At 42.7% G+C, this 19,355-nt stretch carries 14 protein-coding genes; 9 read left to right on the plus strand and 5 right to left on the minus strand.

Annotated elements, in window-relative coordinates:
- Window positions 1-111 precede the first annotated feature (111 nt).
- Window positions 112-2,505 carry a zinc-dependent metalloprotease gene (locus tag RM544_RS01680; protein ID WP_311360049.1) on the plus strand — a complete coding sequence of 798 codons (2,394 nt, stop codon included), beginning with the start codon at window positions 112-114 and terminating at the stop codon, window positions 2,503-2,505.
- Between the two features lie 66 nt (window positions 2,506-2,571).
- Here RM544_RS01680 and hemN read toward each other — a convergent pair whose 3' ends face one another.
- Complete coding sequence (gene hemN / locus RM544_RS01685) at window positions 2,572-3,954, minus strand: oxygen-independent coproporphyrinogen III oxidase (RefSeq protein ID WP_311360050.1); 1,383 nt, start codon at window positions 3,952-3,954, stop codon at window positions 2,572-2,574.
- Window positions 3,955-4,192: 238 nt separating this feature from the next.
- Between hemN and RM544_RS01690 the strand changes: the two genes are divergently transcribed.
- Genes RM544_RS01690 through RM544_RS01705 form a run of 4 tightly spaced genes read left to right on the plus strand, consistent with a single transcriptional unit; the run spans window position 4,193 to window position 8,180 of the window.
- Window positions 4,193-4,864, plus strand: a complete 672-nt coding sequence (locus RM544_RS01690; RefSeq protein WP_311360051.1) for a histidine phosphatase family protein — start codon at window positions 4,193-4,195, stop codon at window positions 4,862-4,864.
- Window positions 4,865-4,924: 60 nt separating this feature from the next.
- Complete coding sequence (locus RM544_RS01695; RefSeq protein WP_311360052.1) at window positions 4,925-6,139, plus strand: acyl-CoA dehydrogenase family protein; 1,215 nt, start codon at window positions 4,925-4,927, stop codon at window positions 6,137-6,139.
- A gap of 27 nt (window positions 6,140-6,166) precedes the next feature.
- Window positions 6,167-7,204: a phosphotransferase family protein gene (locus RM544_RS01700; RefSeq protein WP_311360707.1), complete on the plus strand. Its 1,038-nt coding sequence runs from the start codon at window positions 6,167-6,169 to the stop codon at window positions 7,202-7,204.
- Window position 7,205: 1 nt separating this feature from the next.
- Window positions 7,206-8,180 (plus strand): NADPH:quinone oxidoreductase family protein, encoded by a 975-nt coding sequence (locus tag RM544_RS01705; protein ID WP_311360053.1) that lies wholly within the window; start codon window positions 7,206-7,208, stop codon window positions 8,178-8,180.
- Window positions 8,181-8,297: 117 nt separating this feature from the next.
- On the opposite strand, the gene RM544_RS01710 is transcribed toward RM544_RS01705, so the two are convergent.
- The 3 genes from RM544_RS01710 to RM544_RS01720 all read right to left on the minus strand — a co-directional run bounded on the left by RM544_RS01710 (window position 8,298) and on the right by RM544_RS01720 (window position 10,581).
- Window positions 8,298-8,696: a DUF3718 domain-containing protein gene (locus RM544_RS01710; protein ID WP_311360054.1), complete on the minus strand. Its 399-nt coding sequence runs from the start codon at window positions 8,694-8,696 to the stop codon at window positions 8,298-8,300.
- A 204-nt stretch (window positions 8,697-8,900) separates the two neighbouring features.
- Window positions 8,901-9,665 carry an SDR family NAD(P)-dependent oxidoreductase gene (locus tag RM544_RS01715; RefSeq protein ID WP_311360055.1) on the minus strand — a complete coding sequence of 255 codons (765 nt, stop codon included), beginning with the start codon at window positions 9,663-9,665 and terminating at the stop codon, window positions 8,901-8,903.
- A complete protein-coding gene (locus tag RM544_RS01720) occupies window positions 9,658-10,581 on the minus strand; it encodes a haloalkane dehalogenase (protein ID WP_311360056.1) in 924 nt (307 codons plus the stop codon). The genes RM544_RS01715 and RM544_RS01720 overlap by 8 nt, the downstream gene beginning before the upstream one ends.
- A gap of 372 nt (window positions 10,582-10,953) precedes the next feature.
- Here RM544_RS01720 and RM544_RS01725 point away from each other — a divergent pair, with 372 nt between their 5' ends.
- Window positions 10,954-13,077, plus strand: a complete 2,124-nt coding sequence (locus tag RM544_RS01725; RefSeq protein WP_311360057.1) for a 3-hydroxyacyl-CoA dehydrogenase NAD-binding domain-containing protein — start codon at window positions 10,954-10,956, stop codon at window positions 13,075-13,077.
- 51 nt (window positions 13,078-13,128) lie between these two features.
- Window positions 13,129-14,928: an acyl-CoA dehydrogenase C-terminal domain-containing protein gene (locus RM544_RS01730; RefSeq protein ID WP_311360058.1), complete on the plus strand. Its 1,800-nt coding sequence runs from the start codon at window positions 13,129-13,131 to the stop codon at window positions 14,926-14,928.
- A 46-nt stretch (window positions 14,929-14,974) separates the two neighbouring features.
- On the opposite strand, the gene RM544_RS01735 is transcribed toward RM544_RS01730, so the two are convergent.
- Window positions 14,975-15,874 (minus strand): LysR family transcriptional regulator, encoded by a 900-nt coding sequence (locus RM544_RS01735; protein ID WP_311360059.1) that lies wholly within the window; start codon window positions 15,872-15,874, stop codon window positions 14,975-14,977.
- A 127-nt stretch (window positions 15,875-16,001) separates the two neighbouring features.
- On the opposite strand from RM544_RS01735, the gene RM544_RS01740 reads away from it, so the two are divergent.
- Together RM544_RS01740 and RM544_RS01745 are read left to right on the plus strand one after the other, a co-directional pair.
- The gene (locus tag RM544_RS01740) at window positions 16,002-16,445 is read left to right on the plus strand and encodes a MaoC family dehydratase (RefSeq protein ID WP_311360060.1); all 444 of its coding nucleotides are present in this window, start codon (window positions 16,002-16,004) and stop codon (window positions 16,443-16,445) included.
- Between the two features lie 205 nt (window positions 16,446-16,650).
- Window positions 16,651-19,314 (plus strand): TonB-dependent receptor plug domain-containing protein, encoded by a 2,664-nt coding sequence (locus tag RM544_RS01745; protein ID WP_311360061.1) that lies wholly within the window; start codon window positions 16,651-16,653, stop codon window positions 19,312-19,314.
- The last annotated feature ends 41 nt before the right edge of the window (window positions 19,315-19,355 follow it).

Genomic DNA, 19,355 nt, shown 5'->3' on the forward strand with positions numbered 1-19,355 from the left:
TGATATAGATCAATCAAAAGGGTAATGGCGTCACAACGGCGTCAAGCTTCAATGAATCGCTTTTGAAAGTAATAAATAATAATAAGAAACAATTTTAGGGAGAGGGAAATAATGCGATTTAATGTGAAAAGTGCTCTAAGCTGTTTCGTGCTGATATTAGCATGTCAATGGCAAGCCCTAGCAAATGATGAAAGCTTTTTAGATGGTAAAACTCAAATAAACGGTTTTGTCGATGTGCTGTACTCCAAGGCAGATGATAAAGTCTATTTGGCGTTGAGAAAAGAACAACTTGAGCAACAAATGCTCTTTCAAAGTAGTTTACCGCAAGGCGTCGGCTCAAATGATATTGGTCTTGATCGTGGCCAACTTGGCGATACCAGATTAATCACTTTCCAACGATTTGGAAATAAAATCTTATTGAAACAGCTTAATACGACTTATCGTGCAAGCTCATCAAATGAAGCTGAGCGTAAGAGTATCGATGAGGCATTCGCCGATTCAATCATCGCGGGTTTTACACTAGCGCATGAAGACAATGATTTTATATATTTTGACTATACTGACTTTTTACTCTCCGACATACATGGTGTAGCAAGCAAACTCAGTCGTACGGGGCAGGGATCTTATTCTCGCGATACTAGCCGTTCCGGTATTTATCTTCCAAGAACGAAAGCATTTGATTTAAACACTGAACTTGAAGCGCTTGTCACTTTTGCTGGCAGCCCCCAGGGGAGTTACATCCAGCAGGTAGCCCCGGATGCAAAGAGCGTGACAGTGCACTTGCATCACTCTTTCATTCAATTGCCGGATGATAATTATCAAACCAGAACGTTTCATCCTTATTCTGGTTTCTGGAAACACAGTTATATCGACTACTCTGTGCCGATTGACGCTGACATGGAACGCAAGTTTATCCCTCGCCACCGTTTAGCGAAAAAAGACCCCGAAGCACAACATAGCGAAGCAATCGAGCCGATTGTCTATTACCTTGACCCGGGTATTCCTGAGCCGGTTATGACAGCTCTGAAAGAGGGCGCACTATGGTGGGATCAGGCATTTACCGCAGCCGGTTATAAAAATGCCTTTCAAGTAAAGGTATTACCTGAAGATGCCGATCCGATGGATGTTCGTTACAACGTTATCCAATGGGTGCATCGAGCAACAAGAGGGTGGTCATATGGTAGTTCAGTCATTGACCCTAGAACAGGTGAGATTATCAAGGGGCATGTCACTTTAGGTTCTCTCCGAGTAAGACAAGATTTTCTCATTGCTCTGGGCATGACTAGTCCGTTTACTGAAGATAAGCCAGATACCTCACCACAACTTAATATGGCACTCGACCGCATCCGTCAGTTATCTGCACACGAGGTTGGACATACTTTAGGTATCGCTCATAACTTCGCAGCAAGCGAAAACGATCGCGCTTCTGTGATGGATTACCCACACCCTCTGTTTGAACTTGTTGATGGTGAAATTAGCCTAGCAAATGCATACGATAAAGGGATAGGCGATTGGGATAAGTTTGTAATTGCTTATGGTTATCAAGATTTCACAAACAATCAAAATGAAGCGATAGCATTGGCAGAGCTTGTTGCTAAGGCGCAAGAGAAAGGATTCTTGTATAAGTCTGATCCTGATGCCCGTATCGCCAAAAGAGCCTCTGCAGATGGTCACCTATGGGATAATGGAAGTAACGCAATAAAAGAATTCGAGCGAATGTCAGCGGTCCGAAATGTTGCGCTAGCAAACTTCGGGGCAAACTCACTCCCACTAGGTGAGGCTTTATCTTCACTAGAAGAAAGATTAGTGCCTATTTATTACTCTCACCGTTATCAGCTTGATGCTCTAGTAAAGCAGATTTCCGGTGTGAACTACGATTATGAAGTGAAACAACAGGGTAAAAGCTTAAAGGGCAATAGTTTTGTAAGCGGTGAGCAACAGTTCAAAGCCCTTGACCTGATGCTTGAAAGTGCTAGTGCCGACTATTTGCGCCTATCTAATGAGATCAGTGCTTTAATTAACCCTAAGTCCTACGGTAGCAACCGGAATCGAGAAAGCTTTAAAGGACGCATGGGCATTGCATTTGACCCAATTAGTGCCGCAGAGGCCGCAGCTGGTTACTCAATTAACATGCTTCTTGAGCCAATTAGGCTTAATAGGCTCGCCTACCAGCATAGTATTGATAAGTCGATTCCTAGCGTAGAGGCCGTAACGAAGAACGTCTTTGAAAAACTGATCAAGCTGAAGTCGAGCGATACTTTAGAACAGCGTATTCGACAGACTGCACTTAGTATTTACTTCGATACCATGATGTCAGATGAATTATCACCCGATGTTAAATTACAAATGCAAGCGCAGTTGTTGTCTTACCAAGGGTGGTTGAAGAGGAAAGATAAATCGCCTGAAGGCAAAGTGCTCTTGAAGTATATTGAACATTATTGGCAAAGTGGTGTTTGGCTGGGAAGCTTTGCAGTGAAACAATTGCCGCCGGGTTCACCCATATAAACGAAAAGTGAGTAAGAACAAAAGACGACTTTACCTTTAACAGATGAGTCGTCTTTTTTTGTGAATTTATATAACGCGACTATAGCGCAGTTGATGAGCAGGTTGAGACAAATACTGGTCAAAGCTCATGCAAATGTTTCGCACCAACATTCTTCCTCTATCTGCGATTTGAATAGAGTGCTCGTCTATTGTCACCAGCTGATCGTTCACAAAGCTTTGCAAGTCTTGTAAGGCGTCAGAAAAATACTCATCAAAATGAATACTATAGCGATCTTCAATGCTTCGCTTATTCAATGCGAAGTTACACATTAGGCTATGAATGACATGTCTTCTGATCTGATCATCATTGTTAAGAGCAAGCCCTTTAATAATTGCAGAACCCTGACTCTCGACAGCTTGATAGTAACTTTTAAGATCTTTTTCATTTTGCGCATAAAACGAATGAATACTACTTATGGAGCTGACGCCCAAGCCTAACAGCGCTGAATGCGATTTAGGGGTATAGCCTTGGAAGTTTCTATGCAAGTGACCCGCTTTAAGCGCTTTGCTTAATTCATCATCGGGCTTCGCAAAGTGATCCATGCCTATGAATACATAGCTAGCTTTAGTTAAGTAGTCGATGCCTAATCGAAGGAGGTCGAACTTACTATCTGCGTCAGGTAGCCATTCATCTTTGATTTTCCGTTGTGCAGCAAACTGCGATGGCAGATGAGCATAGCTGAACATTGAAATGCGATCAGGGTCAATCTCAATCACCTTTTCCAGTGTTTCAATAAAGGTTTCTGCGGTTTGCAGAGGGAGGCCATAAATTAAATCCAAATTGATAGAACGAAAATTAAACTGTTTCGCTCGCTCTACTAACTGACAAATAAACTCGGTGCTTTGTACCCGATTTATTTTTTCTTGGACTTGCTTGTTGATATCCTGAACACCAATACTTAAACGGTTAAAGCCAACACTGGCAAGATCATCAACGTAGCTTAACTCAATTTGTCTTGGGTCAACTTCAATGCCTGCTTCTAGTTCGTTAGAAAAGGTAAATGAAGCCTTCAATTTGTTTATCAAAGTTTGCAGCTGTGTTTTATCTAAGAAGCTAGGGGTGCCACCACCTAAGTGGATTTGTGACACTTGAAAGGCAGAAAATTGTTGACTACGGTGTTCAATCTCTTTGAACAGAAACGCTAAATATTGATCGGCTTTATGCTTGTGGCGCGTCACTATCTTATTGCATCCGCAGTAATAACAGAGCGAATGGCAGAAAGGGATGTGAATATATAAAGACAGTGCCTGTTTTGATTTACCTTGAGACTGTTCGACAATTAAGGATTCAAATTCATCTTCTGTAAAGCCATCATGAAACGACAGTGCCGTAGGATAAGAAGTGTATCGTGGTCCTGCGGTGTTGTATTTGTTCAGAATGCTCTTGTCAAAATATTCTAGGGCTGCCATGCAAACTCTTCTTTTATGCTAAGTACGAATTTAGGTGCAGTATATCTATCATTGTCCCCCCAAATATTGATCTCAAACAGCGTTTTCCCACATATCATTCGCTAATCAGACTATATCACTACAATCAATTACACTTATTAACCCAAAGGAAATAACATTTTGTTAACGATAAGTGTTTTTTTAGTGCGGCACTTAAGCGCAAGATTGGCGCTGATAATGAATGATAAGGAAACGACCTATGGGGCAGTTATATTTAGTGAGACATGGTCAAGCATCTTTTGGAGCTGCTGATTATGACAAACTAAGTGATGTGGGTATCAAGCAATCAGAATTATTAGGTGAGTACTTTGCTCAACGGAATATTCGTTTTGATAGCATCATTACTGGCGATATGCTCCGACACAAGGAAACTGCCAGCGGGATCCAAAAAGGCTTGAGTTGCGGTTTAGCTCAAGAGATAGATGCCGGTTGGAATGAATTTGATTTCAATGCTGTGGTTAGTGCCTATTTGAAAGTATTTCCTGAACAAAGGCCTGCGAGTAACGCGCCAAGAGCCGCTTTCTATCGCTTACTCAAAGCTGCAATGTTTGCTTGGTCAAAAGGTGAGTTGCCAGGGGCATTACCCGAAACATGGGAGCAGTTTACCGGTCGGGTGAAACAAGCTGTTGATAATGTATGCGCCTCTGAGGCTAAGCATGTACTGGTAGCAAGTTCTGGCGGTGCTATTGCGATTACGATGATGAATATGCTGGATTTGAGTATCGATAAAACAGTGAATTTTAATTTACAGATTAAGAACACCAGCGTTAGCCATTTTTACTTCAACAAAGATGGGATTCAACTCAGTAGCTTTAATAACGTTGGGCATTTAGATACACCCGAGCATATCCCATTAATTACCTACAGTTAGCTATGTACACAGAAACTGGGCGACAGAATATAAACACGATGAGTGAAAAAGGATAGAAATATGAACTTTGATTACAGTGAAGAAACTAAAGCTCGAATTGAAAAATTGGATGCTTTTATGCAAGAGCATGTGTATCCAAACGAAGAAAAGTATCACGACTTAGTACATAGTGGTCAGTCACCTTGGAAAACGCCTGATTTAATGGAAGAACTTAAAGCGAAGGCGAGGGAAGCTGGTCTCTGGAATTTATTTCTACCTGAAGAATATCTACCTCACGGTGCGGGTTTGTCTAACTTAGAATATGCGCCTTTATGCGAACTAATGGGACGGTCTTTGTGGAGCTCAGAAATTTTTAACTGCAGCGCGCCCGATACTGGCAACATGGAAGTCTTAGCAAAGTATGGGAATGATGAACAAAAGAAGCAATGGTTAGAGCCATTGTTAAACGGTGAGATCCGTTCAGCATTCGCGATGACTGAGCCAGAAGTCGCATCATCAGATGCTACTAATATCGAAACTTCTATTACTCGTGATGGCGAAGAGTACGTTATTAATGGTCGCAAATGGTACACCAGTGGCGCGATGAACGAGAATTGTAAAATCATGGTCGTCATGGGTAAAACTGATCCGAAAGCGGCAAGACACCAGCAACAATCTCAAATTCTTGTGCCTCTTGACCAGCCCGGAGTAACTGTTGTTCGTCCTATGTCTGCAATGGGTTATTTAGATGAACCTGTTGGTCATGCTGAAGTATTGTTCGACAATGTAAGAGTGCCCGCATCAAACTTATTGGTCGGCGAAGGCAAGGGTTTTGAAATTGCACAAGGGCGTCTCGGTCCGGGCCGAATTCATCATTGTATGCGTTTGATAGGTTGTGCACAAAGAGCCTTAGATATGGCTTGTGAGCGTGTTGAACAAAGAGTAGCGTTTGGTCAACCTTTAAGTAAGCAACAGTCGGTGAGAGAAGGCATTGCAAGCATGTATTGTAAGATTGAACAAGCCAGGCTACTGACCCTGAAAGCAGCAGATCATATGGATAAATATGGCAACAAGGTAGCGAAAAACATCATTGCTGCAATAAAGATTGTAGCGCCTAAGATGGCTTGCGAAGTAATAGATGAAGCAATACAAATGCATGGTGCTATGGGGACATCACAAGACACTGTGCTCAGTGCTACCTTGGCATACGCTCGAACCATCAGGCTAGCTGATGGGCCTGATCAAGTTCATATGATGCAACTTGGTCGTAATCTAGTGAAGCAGGCTGCTGAATAAGCACTTTGAAAAAATAGGCTGAGAATGATGTCTTTTGAAACGACGCCAGATATAGGCGTTTTGCAAGACTATGTACAAAGTGTGGGCTTAGACTTAGGTGAGCTGCGTAAAATTGAGAAATTTTCGGGCGGCCAAAGTAACCCAACATTCAAATTAACGACGTCTGAAGGGACATTTGTTTTGAGGCGACAGCCTTTAGGCAAACTACTAAAATCTGCGCACGCTGTGGATCGAGAGTATCGTATTATTGCGGCGCTTCAAACTACGGCTGTGCCAGTACCAAGGGCGATCCATTTATGCTCTGACCCGCAGGTTATCGGTAGCCAGTTTTATCTCATGTCATTTATTGATGGCGATATTTATTGGGATGCTAGCTTGAAAAAGCTAGGAACGGATAATGCGGCAAGAGCGACCATTTATGATCAGATGAACTTAGCCTTGAGCGAGCTTCATCAGGTTAATCCCGAAAAAGTCGGGTTGAGCGATTTTGGCAAACCAGGTAACTATTTTGCGAGGCAACTTGACCGCTGGACGAAGCAGTATTATGCGTCTAAAACCGAAGAAAATTCAGATGCAGATCAACTCATTCAGTGGCTTGACGAAAACTTAGTCCCAGATGATGGAAAAACAGCGATTGTACATGGAGATTTCCGACTCGATAACATGGTGTTTGATAATAATACCCATTCATTAATTGCCATCTTGGATTGGGAGCTCTCAACACTCGGTCATCCTTATGCTGATCTTGCTTACCAATGTATGCAGCTTCGCCTTCCTGCTAATATGGGTAACGTGCCTGGTTTAGGCGGTGTTAATCGAGCTGAGCTTGGCATAATGAGCGAAAAAGAATACCTTGAAAAATACTGCGAAAGAATGGGAATTGCTGATATTCCGAATTGGCAGTTTTACATTGTGTTTAGTTTCTTTAGACTGTTCTCTATCGTTCAAGGGGTAGTGAAAAGAGCAAAGGATGGCAATGCGTCAAATCCAAAAGCCTTGGAACTAGAAGCATTGTTGAAGCCGTTATCTCAATTAGCGCTAAGCGCAACAAAAGAAGGGAACTAATATGAAAGCGATTGTTTGTAAAGAATTTGCGCCAGTAGAACAGTTGGAGTTTACCGATGTACCAGCACCTAGCGCAGAGAAAGGGCAGGTTGTCATCAATGTAGAGGCAGCCGGCGTTAACTTTCCTGACAGTTTACTCGTTCAGGGCTTGTATCAAATGAAACCTGAGCTACCTTTTATTCCGGGTAGTGAGGTTGCAGGAACCGTAGCCGAAGTAGGTGAAGGCGTTCCGCACTTGAAAGTAGGACAAAATGTTATCGGGCTTTGTATGTTAGGCGGCTATGCGGAACAAGTTGCTTTGCCTGCCTCTCATACGATACCCATTCCAGATGGTATACCCTTGGACGAGGCATCAGCCCTCGTGACTGCCCACGCAACAGCCCACCACGCTTTGAAGCAACGTGCACAACTTAGCGCTGATGATGTACTCGTGGTAACAGGTGCTGCTGGTGGCACTGGCTTGGCAGCTGTCCAAATTGGGAAGATCATGGGAGCGAAGGTGATTGCTGTTTGTTCAACGGATGACAAGTGTGAAGTAGCCAAACAAAATGGTGCCGATATTTGCATCAACTATAGTAATGAAGATTTGAAAGCAGCCATAAAAGAGCACACGAATGGCAAGGGCGCTGACGTGGTTTATGAATGTGTCGGCGGTGATATGTTTCATACCTGCAGTCGCAGTATGGCATGGAATGGTCGATTACTCGTGATTGGTTTTGCAGGGGGAGAGATTCCAAAATTCCCAGTGAATTTAGCATTGGTTAAAGGATTTGCAGTACTTGGCGTATTCTGGGGTTCCTTCACTCAGCATCAACCACAGGACTTCATGGCAAATATGAAAGAGTTACTGACATGGTATGTTCAGGGTAAGATTAAAGTGGTTGTTGATGAACGCTTTTCATTAGAAAACGCTATTGCAGCTATCAATAAAGTGACGGATAGAAAAGTGAAGGGGAAAGTGGTCATTAAGCCATAGATGACTATTATTTAGAAATAACTAGAAATAAAAAAGGTGACTCGTTAGAGTCACCTTAAAGGCAAAGTTTCCTCCGCCTACCATGTTGAACTGGTTTTCAATATGGTTTGAAAAGTCTTAGATTCGGTCTAGGAGCGCAACAGCAATTGCACTATCACCTTTACCTTGTTCATCTATCCACGCTTGTAATGTTTTGCCATCTTCTTCAGGAGCAGCAAGGTGCTTTTTAGGCATTTTCTTCACTAATAAAGTACCTGCTTCAACTGCGTCATTCAAAACTGCAGTGCGGATCATACTATTACCATTGCATTTAACGCCTGTATAATAGTCTTTCAGTTTAAGTCTAAAGTTAGAACTCACTGTTTTGATTTTCTTACGTAACTCGCTTTTATCGTCAGCGACAACAATGTTACAAATGTTTGAAAGTGCGGCAGCAACTTCATTGGCTTGACTTGGCGCAGAAGCGAAAGTCAAAGGTAATACAGCAGCTAGAACACATAATTTCGTTTTCAACATGATAATTACACCTTGGTTTGTTTGGACGAGATGAATATTAAACAGCCCAAGGATAATGTTCATTAATTGCGCGAATACAAAAGTATCTCATTCAATACCAAAAAATCAGGTCAATATTTGTATTTGTTAATTAAATCATGGGTTTATGTGTTCTGGCTTTTTTGCTACTAAGGTCGTATAAATTCGCTTGAAAGCTCTGTAGGCCTACCAAGACGTGACTCCACCATCTACGGCAATAGTTTGTCCATTCATATACGTATTGCCTGGGGAGAGCATGAGTATCATGACATTCACCATTTCCTGAGGGTCACCCAGCCTTTTCATCGGAGTACCTTTTGCTAGAGTCGCTCTAACTTCCTCATTGTCGAGTCCCTCTACATCCATAATATTAGTTGGGCTAAAAAACGGGCAAATTGCATTAGTCTGAATATTATATCTACCATATTCGACAGCGGCCGTTTTGGTAAGACCAGCAACTGCATGTTTGGCTGCCACGTATGCACCAGCTTTTGGCGCGCCACCTAAACCTGCAAGAGAACTTACATTCAGTATATGTCCGCGGCCTGCTTTCAACATTGCTGGTATTTGATACTTCATACCAAAAGCCACACCTTTAACGTTGACAGCAAATTGTTGGTCGAATATTTCCTCAGTAAGTTCATGACTAGCTGCCATTTTATGAGCGATACCTGCATTGTTAATTGCCATGTCCAATGAGCCAAACTTTTTCAATGCGATCGCAACAAGCTCCTTCGAACTTTCTTCTTTTGCTACATCTGAACAAACAATGGTAGCGAGCTCTGGACGTTCGAGTAAATTCAGCGTTTCTTCCAAGCCTGTCTGATTAATATCACTTAACACTAACTGACACGAACGTTTATTAAGTGCTTGCGCTAAGAGTCGTCCAAAGCCATTGGCGGCACCAGTAATAATTGCTGTTTTATTGGTAAAATCTAGTAGACTATCCATTCTTTGTTCCTCTATTTTTTTCATAAAATGCTAACGCGGCAGTCATGAGCTCTTCGCCAACGTCTTCTTGTAAAAAATGACCGCCACCTTTTAATATTTTGTGACACTGTTGGTGACATCCCGGTACTCTTTTCTGAAATATTTTTTCTGCACCGGCAGTGATAGGGTCTGAATCTCCAAACACAGTCAAAAACGGTTTTTCAAATACTTCTAACACCTTCCATGCCTTTCTGTTGTTTTCAGTTTCGGGATTATCCGAGCTTATGGGTACTAGCAAGGGAAATTTGCGCACACCAGCCTTGTGCTTTTCCGTTGGAAATGGCGCATTGTAAGCATTGATAGTATCTTTGGGGAGCTCGGTTACAGTTGCTTTTTGGAGTACATCACCTACGGGAAATATTGGCACAGTCTGACTGAAATGTTGCCATTGTTTGAAAGCTTCATTAGCGCCTTGATCACCTGTTGGCAAAAAGGTGTTAGCAGCAACCACAGATGAGTACTTATCCGGTTGCTCTGCGACTAGGCGCAAGCCTAATAAGCCGCCCCAGTCTTGACATATTAAATTTATCTCTTCTAGTGCAAGCGTACTGATTAGTGACCACAGCCAAGCCAGATGATTTGCATAGGTATAGCAATCTGGGTCAATGGGCTTATCAGATTTTCCAAACCCAATGAGATCTGGCGCTATTACGCGATAACCCTGAATAACTGCCATATTTATCATTTCCCGGTACAGGAAACTCCAACTAGGCTCACCGTGCAACATCAGAATGATGCCTTTTGATTTTTCACGGGGTCTGAGATCCACATAATGCATTCTCATCCCAGATTTAGCATCAATAACATGGTGGTTTTCTGGGAAGGTATAATTCGGGATTGCCTCAAAGCAATTCGCTGGTGTGCGCAGATATTTCATTAAAATTCCTTTGTCATTGTCATATCGTTAAAACGATGACCTCAGTCTAAGTTGTTTACTTAGCTCTCGCTGATCTCATATTCTACGTTAGTTGATATGTTAAAGAATTGTTGCATCTCATTAAGTATATGCTCTGGTGGGGAGTTTGAGTATTTTTTATGTAAATAGTTATCTATTTATTACACAACAGCTATCGGCTAATGACGCAATTAACAAGGCACATTATTCCGAAGAATCAAGCACGAGCATCTATTACAGTGAAAATCAGCCAAACTTATTTCAACTTATAAAATCAATAAAGTGGGCTGATTGGGACCTTTATCTTAATCTGGACAGTATGCATAAAACGAATGATTATTTTGGGAGTGAATTATGTCACAGGATGCAAAAGAGTTTGGACCGATTAGCTATCACACGCAGGGCGATGTCGCTCTTATAGGTTTGAATAGTGCACCGGTAAATGCCTTGTCTAAAGCAGTGCGTATTGGTGTGATTGACAGCGTAAATGAAGCATTAGCAAATGACAGCGTTAGTGCGATTGTGCTGTATTCAAAGCTCCCTTTATTTTCAGCTGGTGCTGACATCTCTGAGTTTAGTGGCGGTGACTTATCACCGATGCTGCCAGAGGTGCTCGAGATTATTGAGCAGGCTAGCAAACCGGTGGTTGCTGCTGTAACTGGCAACGCATTTGGCGGAGGCTTGGAGTTAGCGTTGGCTTGCCACTACAGGGTGACACATAGCAAAAATAAAGTCGGTTTGCCTGAAGTACACTTGGGTATTTTACCTGGCGCTGGCGGTACTCAACGCTTGCCTCGTTTAGCCGACGCGAAAACAGCCTTAGACATGATCGTGACAGGTGCGCCTACTAGTGTCGTGAAATTAGGCGGTGTATTCGATCATGTGGTTGATGCTCCTGAGGAAACTGTAGAAGCCGCTATTGAATTCGCGAACAAAGTGGTTGCCGATAAGCTACCAATTAAACGAGTGTGTGATATCAACTTGAGCTTTGATGAACAAACTAAAGGGCTCTTTACAGCATATGCGGAGGGGGTTGCTGCTAAAACACGCGGGTTTTTCGCTCCAGGTCATTGTGTAAAAGCGGTTGAAGCCGCATTTACGCATTCTTTTAAAGATGGCTTAAGCCGAGAGTCCGAGCTTTTCATGGAGTGTATGAAAACGCCTCAAGCAAGAGCGCAGCAACATTTCTTTTTTGCTGAACGTGCCGCTTCTCATGTGTCAGGTTTGAGCAAAGATGTGAAGCCAAGATCAATTGATAAAGTAGGTGTTATTGGTGCTGGGACGATGGGGGGGGGGATCGCAATGAATTTTGCGAACGCCGGCATCCCAGTCGTTATGTTAGAAATGAAACAAGAGGCACTCGATAAGGGCTTAGCGTTAATTCGTCGCAATTACGAAAACTCAGCGAAAAAAGGTAAGCTTACCCAAGCGCAAGTAGAAGAGCGAATGGCTTTACTCTCTGGGACCACTGACTATGATTCGCTTGCAGACGTCGATTTAGTTATCGAAGCAGTGTTCGAAAAAATGTCGGTGAAAAAGGAAGTGTTTGGTGCACTCGATAAAGTATGTAAGCCAGGTGCTATTCTCGCTTCTAATACATCTACCCTCGACTTGAATGAAATAGCCTCTGCAGTTTCGCGACCGCAGGATGTTATTGGTCTGCATTTCTTTTCGCCAGCCAACGTGATGAAGTTGTTAGAAATCGTCAAAGGCGAAAAGACAGCAGATGATGTGATTTTAACTTCTATGAAGTTAGCTAAAACGATTCGTAAGGTCGGTGTTTTAGTTGGTGTTTGTTTCGGTTTCGTGGGGAATAGAATGATAGAACCCTATGGCCGTGAAGCAAATCGCTTGATGCTAGAAGGCGCAAGTCCAGAGCAAGTAGACAGAGTCATCGGCAAGTTTGGTTTGCCCATGGGCCCGTTCACTATGGGCGATATGGCCGGTCTTGATATCGGTTACTTTGTTCGTGAGTCACGCCGAGAATTTATCGCTCACGATCCAAGCTATTGTGTGGTTGCCGACAAGCTTGTGCAACAAGGTCGTAATGGCTTGAAGTCAGGACGAGGTGCCTATCTGTATGAACCAGGTAGCCGAAAGCCTATTCCTGATCCAGAGGTCATTGCTATTGCAAAAGAGGAAGCCGAGCGCTTAGGTATAAAGCAACGTGAAATCAGCGACCAAGAAATTCTTGAGCGTTGTATTTATCCTCTTATTAATGAAGGTGCGGACATATTGAAAGAAGGTATTGCTGCGAAGTCTAGTGATATCGATGTTATTTATGTATATGGCTATGGTTTCCCTGTTTTCCGCGGTGGACCGATGCAATATGCAGATGAAGTTGGTTTGTCTGAAGTGAGAGACCGTTTGAACTATTACAAAGAAAGTCTGGGAGAGTACGGCAAACATTGGTTTGAGCCGTCTGATTTATTGAACGAATTGGCTGATGCCGGAAAATCATTCTCATCAGTGAAATAAGAATTGAAACAATGAGTGATTTCACTCATCCGAAACAAAATTGAGGAAGTTATGCAAAATTATAAAGCCCCACAAAGAGATACTTTATTCGTGACAAACGAACTATTAGGTTTCGAAGAGCACTATCAAAGACTGGGTTTTGAAGATGCCACAGATGATCTTGTTAGAGCAATATATGCTGAAGCGGCAAAATTTGCAGAGAATATCTTGGCGCCGATTAATGCTGTTGGTGATGATGAAGGCTGTACCTTTAATGATGGTGAGGTAACTACTCCTACAGGCTTTAAAGAAGCGTATCGTCAATATGTAGAGGGTGGTTGGCCGTCAATGTCTCACCCAGTAGAGTTTGGTGGCCAAGGGCTTCCTTATTCATTATCTACCTCAATGGCTGAATGGTTCTCTGGCGCAAATCACAGTTGGGCTATGTACCCAGGTTTGAGTCAAGGTTGTATGGAAACTCTAAAAGCGCATGGTACGCCTGAGCAGAAAAAAGTTTACTTAGAGAAACTCGTAGAGGGCAGCTGGACCGGCACCATGTGTCTGACAGAACCGCACTGTGGTTCAGACCTTGGTATGTTGAAATGTAAGGCTGAACCAGCAGAAGATGGTACTTATAAGCTGACCGGTACTAAGATATTTATATCGGCTGGTGAGCATGACATGTCAGACAATATTGTACATATCGTACTTGCTCGCTTACCTGATGCACCGGCAGGCACAAAGGGCATTTCTTTGTTTATTGTACCTAAATATAATGTTGATGCAGATGGAAATATTACAGATCGTAACACGGTTAAATGTGGTTCAATTGAGCATAAAATGGGCATTAAAGGTAGCGCTACTTGTGTCATGAACTTTGATGCTGCAAACGCTATACTAATTGGTGAACCTAACCGTGGTCTGAACTGTATGTTCGTGTTTATGAATATGGCACGTATCGGCACAGGTGTTGAAGGCTTATCTGCGACAGAAGCCGCTTTCCAAGGCGCGCTTACCTATGCACAAGACCGTACTCAGTTTAGATCAATGTCAGGTGTTAAAAATCCTGATGGGCCAGCTGATCCGATAATCGTGCATCCAGATGTTAGACGTATGTTGCTTACACAAAAGGCATTGCGTGAAGGTAATAGAGCGTTATCGATTTACTGCATGCAGCTCGTTGATGTTAGTCAGCACGCAGCTGACGCTCAAGAGAAGCAAATGGCAGAAGCTAAGCTGGCTTTACTGACTCCAATTGTAAAAGCGTTTTTAACTGAAACAGCACAAGAAACCACTAGTTACGGTATGCAAGTATATGGTGGTCACGGTTATATCAAAGAGTGGGGCATGGAGCAGCTAGCGCGTGATACCCGTATTTGTACTATGTACGAAGGTACGACAGGTATCCAAGCAATTGATTTGTTAGCTCGTAAAATCATGGGTTCTAATGGTGAACTTCTTAAAGTGTTCACTGGTGAAATCAAAGAATACTGTGCATCGATTAGAGATAAACAACAGTTTGGACACTGGTCTAATGCGGTCGAGTCACATGTTGATGAGTGGCTTCAGATGACGCAAGACATTGGCTTATCAGCAGCTAATAACCCAGAAGAGCTGGGTGCAGCAGCGGTAGATTATCTAATGTATGCAGGCTATGTGACTGTGGGTTACTTCTGGTTGAAAATGGCAGTTGTGGCACAACAGAAGCTCGATGAAGGTACGACTGAAGTCGATTTTTATAATGCGAAGCTGCAAACTGCAAAGTTCTACTTTGACCGCATGCTAACGCGTACAAGATCACTAGTATCCGCTATCAGTTCAGGTTCTGAAAATCTTATGCAAATGGATGCAGAGCACTTTTTCCAAGGCTAGGTATTAAGTACACAAAAAAAGCCCGCTATGATGCGGGCTTTTTTGTTTAGTGATTATAGGTTTTTGCCACTTCTTGAATTTGTTCACGCATCCACATGTGAGCATAATCATGGTCGGCACTAACATGCCAATATAGAAAGTACTCAAGTTTCGGTAGCTCGAAGGGCATCTCATAGATCGCGAGATCATAATGTTTCGCCAAATGATAGGGTAGGCAGGCAATAAGATCGGTTTTCACAATTGCACTTGGTACCGTCAAAAAGTGCTGTCCACGCATGACCTCTTTTCTCTTCTTACCCATTTTGTCTAATTCGATGTCTATCGGACCAGCGCCTTTTTTACGGTGTGACACATTAATGTGGCCGAGCTTCAAGAATGTGTCGAGAGTTAAACCATTTTTCAATTCAGGGTGATTCTTGCGTGCCATTACGACAAAACGGTCCTCAGCGATTTTTTGCTTTAATAAATGAGGATCTGTAAAGGCAGACGCGTCTGCAAAGAAGTCGAGACTACCACTGGCCATTGCTGAAACTACATTTGTACGTGCTATTTCATAGTTTGTTAGCGTGATATTTGGCGCACAGCTTTGTAAACGTGACATTAGTCTTGGCATAATGCTCACCTCGAGTAAGTCTCGGCTGGCAAAATTAAATGCTTTTTGCGCTGTACTGGGATCAAATACGTGAGACTCCTGTACACTTTTCCGCAATAATCCTAAAGCCTCACGTGCAGGCCCTATAATATTTTGCGCAACGGGCGTTGGGGTCATACTGTGACCGGTTCTGACGAATAGAGGATCGTTCAACATTTCTCTCAATCTAGCTAAAGAGTTGCTGACAGCGGGTTGTGTAATACAAAGTACATCTGCCGCTTTGGTAAGACTTCCCGCAGTATAAATAGCATCAAATACAGCGAAAAGGTTAAGATCGATACGATTTAAATTCATCTTATAATTTCTTCCTATGTCACGTTATTGTTATTATCAATTCGACAATTAAGTCGAGATGAATCATTAATAACAATGATAGTATAATTAGAAATCAATTCAATTTAATAATAAAAAAAGGATCGTTATGGAGTTTTCACAATTGACTATTGGGGACAAATTACCCAATTCCGAGTGGTTCACGGTGGATCAAGCAAAGATCAACGAGTTTGCTGATGCAACAGAGGATCACCAATGGATACATATAGACGAAAAGCGATGCCGAGAGGAAAGCCCTTTTGGCATGACTATCGCTCATGGTTTTTTATCTGCATCGCTGATGCCAAAAATGTTTGAACAGGTAATTACCGTTGATCCGAAAAAGAATACGATGCTCAATTATGGTATCGATACGCTTCGGTTTTTAGAGCCAGTGCGAGTAAATGATCAATTGCAATATACTTTCGAGGTCAGTGATATTGAAGTGAAGCCAAGCGGGAAGTTATTTAAGGTAGCGGTACAAGTTAATATAAAAGGGCGCGACAAACCAGCGATGATAGGCACTTTTCTTACCTTGTTGCTCGGCGCATAGCATGTTGATAATGAAATTTCAGCATGTGGTCTGACCATCCTAACTATTAATGGCTACATATAAGTAACAATTTATTTACAAATGGGCCATCTCCACCTACTATCAGTGTAGGCTATACGATTGGTATAGCCGCACACTAACAGATGATAATAATATTCCGCGTTGTTGGATGGATTTCAAGAATGACGGAGTTTTGGGGACCAATATGAAATTTACTGCTAAAAAGACAGCAATTGCTGCCTTTGTTGCTTCACAGTTATTCGCATATCCAACGATTGCACTCGCACAAGACGCTGAAGAAGATGAAGCCAAAGAAGTTGAACTAATTCTCGTTACTGGTAGCTTCGTCCGTCGCAGCGAAAACTTCGACTCACCATCGCCACTTGCGGTTGTTGATAGTCAAGCTATTGATGCTATCGGTGCGAAAAACATTGGTGATATAACACAAACCTTAACCATCAACACCGGAGCTGAAAATACACCTGATGCATTTACTCAAAATGCAACGGCTGGAACGTCTAATATCAACTTGCGTGGTTTAGGAGTTGCATCAACGCTAGTGTTGCTCAATAACAAACGTCAAGTAGTTAATTCTCAGCCTAACAATGGTGGAGTGAATTTCGTCGATACCAGTTCACTGGTCCCTATGATAGCAATAGGACGCATGGAAGTTGTAAAAGATGGTGCCTCAGCATTATATGGTTCTGATGCCGTCGCTGGTGTGGTCAACTTTATTACTAAAAAGAATTACGAGGGCGCATCTGTATCACTTGATTACCAAGATGGTGCTCACGGCAACAATAAAGAATATGTAGTACAAGGTCTTTGGGGGGCTGTTGGTGATGACAGTAGCGTAATGGCTGCTTTGAGTTACACAAACCGTTCTCCGTTGTTTACCGGCGACCGACGATTGAGTCGACCTCAAGACGATACGAGTTCATTAGGTAACCCTGGTTCATTCTTTATTGGGGGAACGCCAATTATCGATCCTGGCTGCAGTAATTTCGGAGGCTCGCCTATATTACTGGCACCAGCCGGAGTTGGTCCTGGTGGCACAGATGTTGGATTCTGTGGTTTTGATTTCGGTTCAACTTATTCTTTTGTACCAGATGAAACGAGAGTAAATGCCTATTTTAGAAGTACATATAGCGTAAGTGATGAAATTGAGTGGATCAGTGAAATCAGTTATGCGAGGAACAGAGCTGAGCGAGGCGGTTCGCCAAGTTTCCCAATACTAACATTGCCAACAGTTCCAGCAGATCACCCTGATAATTTCTTCGGATTCCCTGTCCAGTTTTTCGGTCGTGAATTGGGTACTGGTCAACCTGGTGATCCGGCTCGTACAGAATCGGATACCTTTAGATTTAGCACGATGCTTCAAGGTGAGCTTGATGATGGCTTTTGGGAAGTAAGTTACACCGCGGCACGTAATGATTTTTATTTTACTGTTAGAGATACGCTCGCACAGCAATTCCAAAACGCCCTTCGCGGTTTCGGTGGTGTGAACTGTGATCCAGTGACAGGTACCCCTGGTGTTGGTGGTTGTGAATATTTCAATCCATTTTCTACGTCTTATGTAACACCGAACAGTCAAACCGTTATTGACTCGTTTATCGCTCGTCAAGAAATTGATTCTGAATCGAACTTAGAGGTAGTTGAAGGCTTTATCTCCACTGAACTATTTGAAATGGATGGTGGTGCAGCGGGTGTTGCTTTTGGTGCGCAATATCGCTATCAAGATCTGAAGCAAGATTATGATGACCTTTCAAACCAAGACAGGTTTGCATTTGTTATTGGTAATGCAGATGTCTCGGGTAAGCAAGATGTGGTCGCATTATTTGGTGAAATCGCCATGCCTGTTACCGATGATTTAGATATACAGATTGCCCTACGTTATGAAGACTACGGCGGCACTACTGGCGACACAGTCGACCCGAAGTTGGCTGTTTCTTATCGTGCAAGTGACCAATTGTCATTACGTGGTTCAATATCAACGTCTTTCCGTGCGCCTTCAATCTTCCAAAGAGATGGTGGTGCAACGTCATTGAATCAAATGGTTGATCCTTTGACGGGTGCGGCAGCATTTGCCGCGGCAAGAGCAACTGGGAACGAAGAGTTGGTTCCAGAAGAGTCAACAGCTTATAACTTGGGCTTTTCACTTGAGCCAGTTGACGATTTATCAGTTGAGTTAGATTATTGGAGTTTCGAATTCGAAAACCTCATTATTCAGGAGAGTTTCCAAGCTATTTTGAATGCTAACCCTCAAGATACAACGCGCGTTATTCGTGCAGGTGACCCATTGAACGGTCCACTTTTACAGGTAAATACCACTTATGTGAACGCAAGTTCGCTTGAAACATCTGGCCTTGACCTAGTGACTAGCTATAAGATGGAGACAGACGTAGGTACCTTTACACCGAGCGTGAGTGCAACTTATATAATGGCATATGACCTAGTTGATCCTCAAGCAGGTGACGTTGAAGGTGCTGGTTTGAGAAACTTTAACAACATCGGTACATCCAGTCCTGAACTGCGTTTCAATTTAGGACTTAACTGGAAAACCGAAGGGTACTCAGCAAATATATTTGCTCGTTACATCAGTGCATACGATGACGATCAAAACTTGCTAGACGCTACCAATGCTGCACTTGGTTTCCGAGAAGTTGATGCGCATACCACATTTGATGCACAGTTTAACGTAGACCTGGGTCGTTTAATGGATACAGAAGCTAATTACGTGCTGACAATTGGTGGTATTAACATTACTGACCAAGATCCACCTCAGGTGTTTACAAATGCTGGATTTGACTCAAAAGTTCATGACCCTCGCGGTCGTCAAATCTACGCAAGACTTGCTATGCAGTTTTAATTTGTAGAACTTGCCAAGTAAAAAACCCAGCATATCGCTGG

Source organism: Brumicola blandensis (assembly GCF_031846165.1).
GTDB classification, from domain to species: Bacteria; Pseudomonadota; Gammaproteobacteria; order Enterobacterales; family Alteromonadaceae; genus Glaciecola; species Glaciecola blandensis.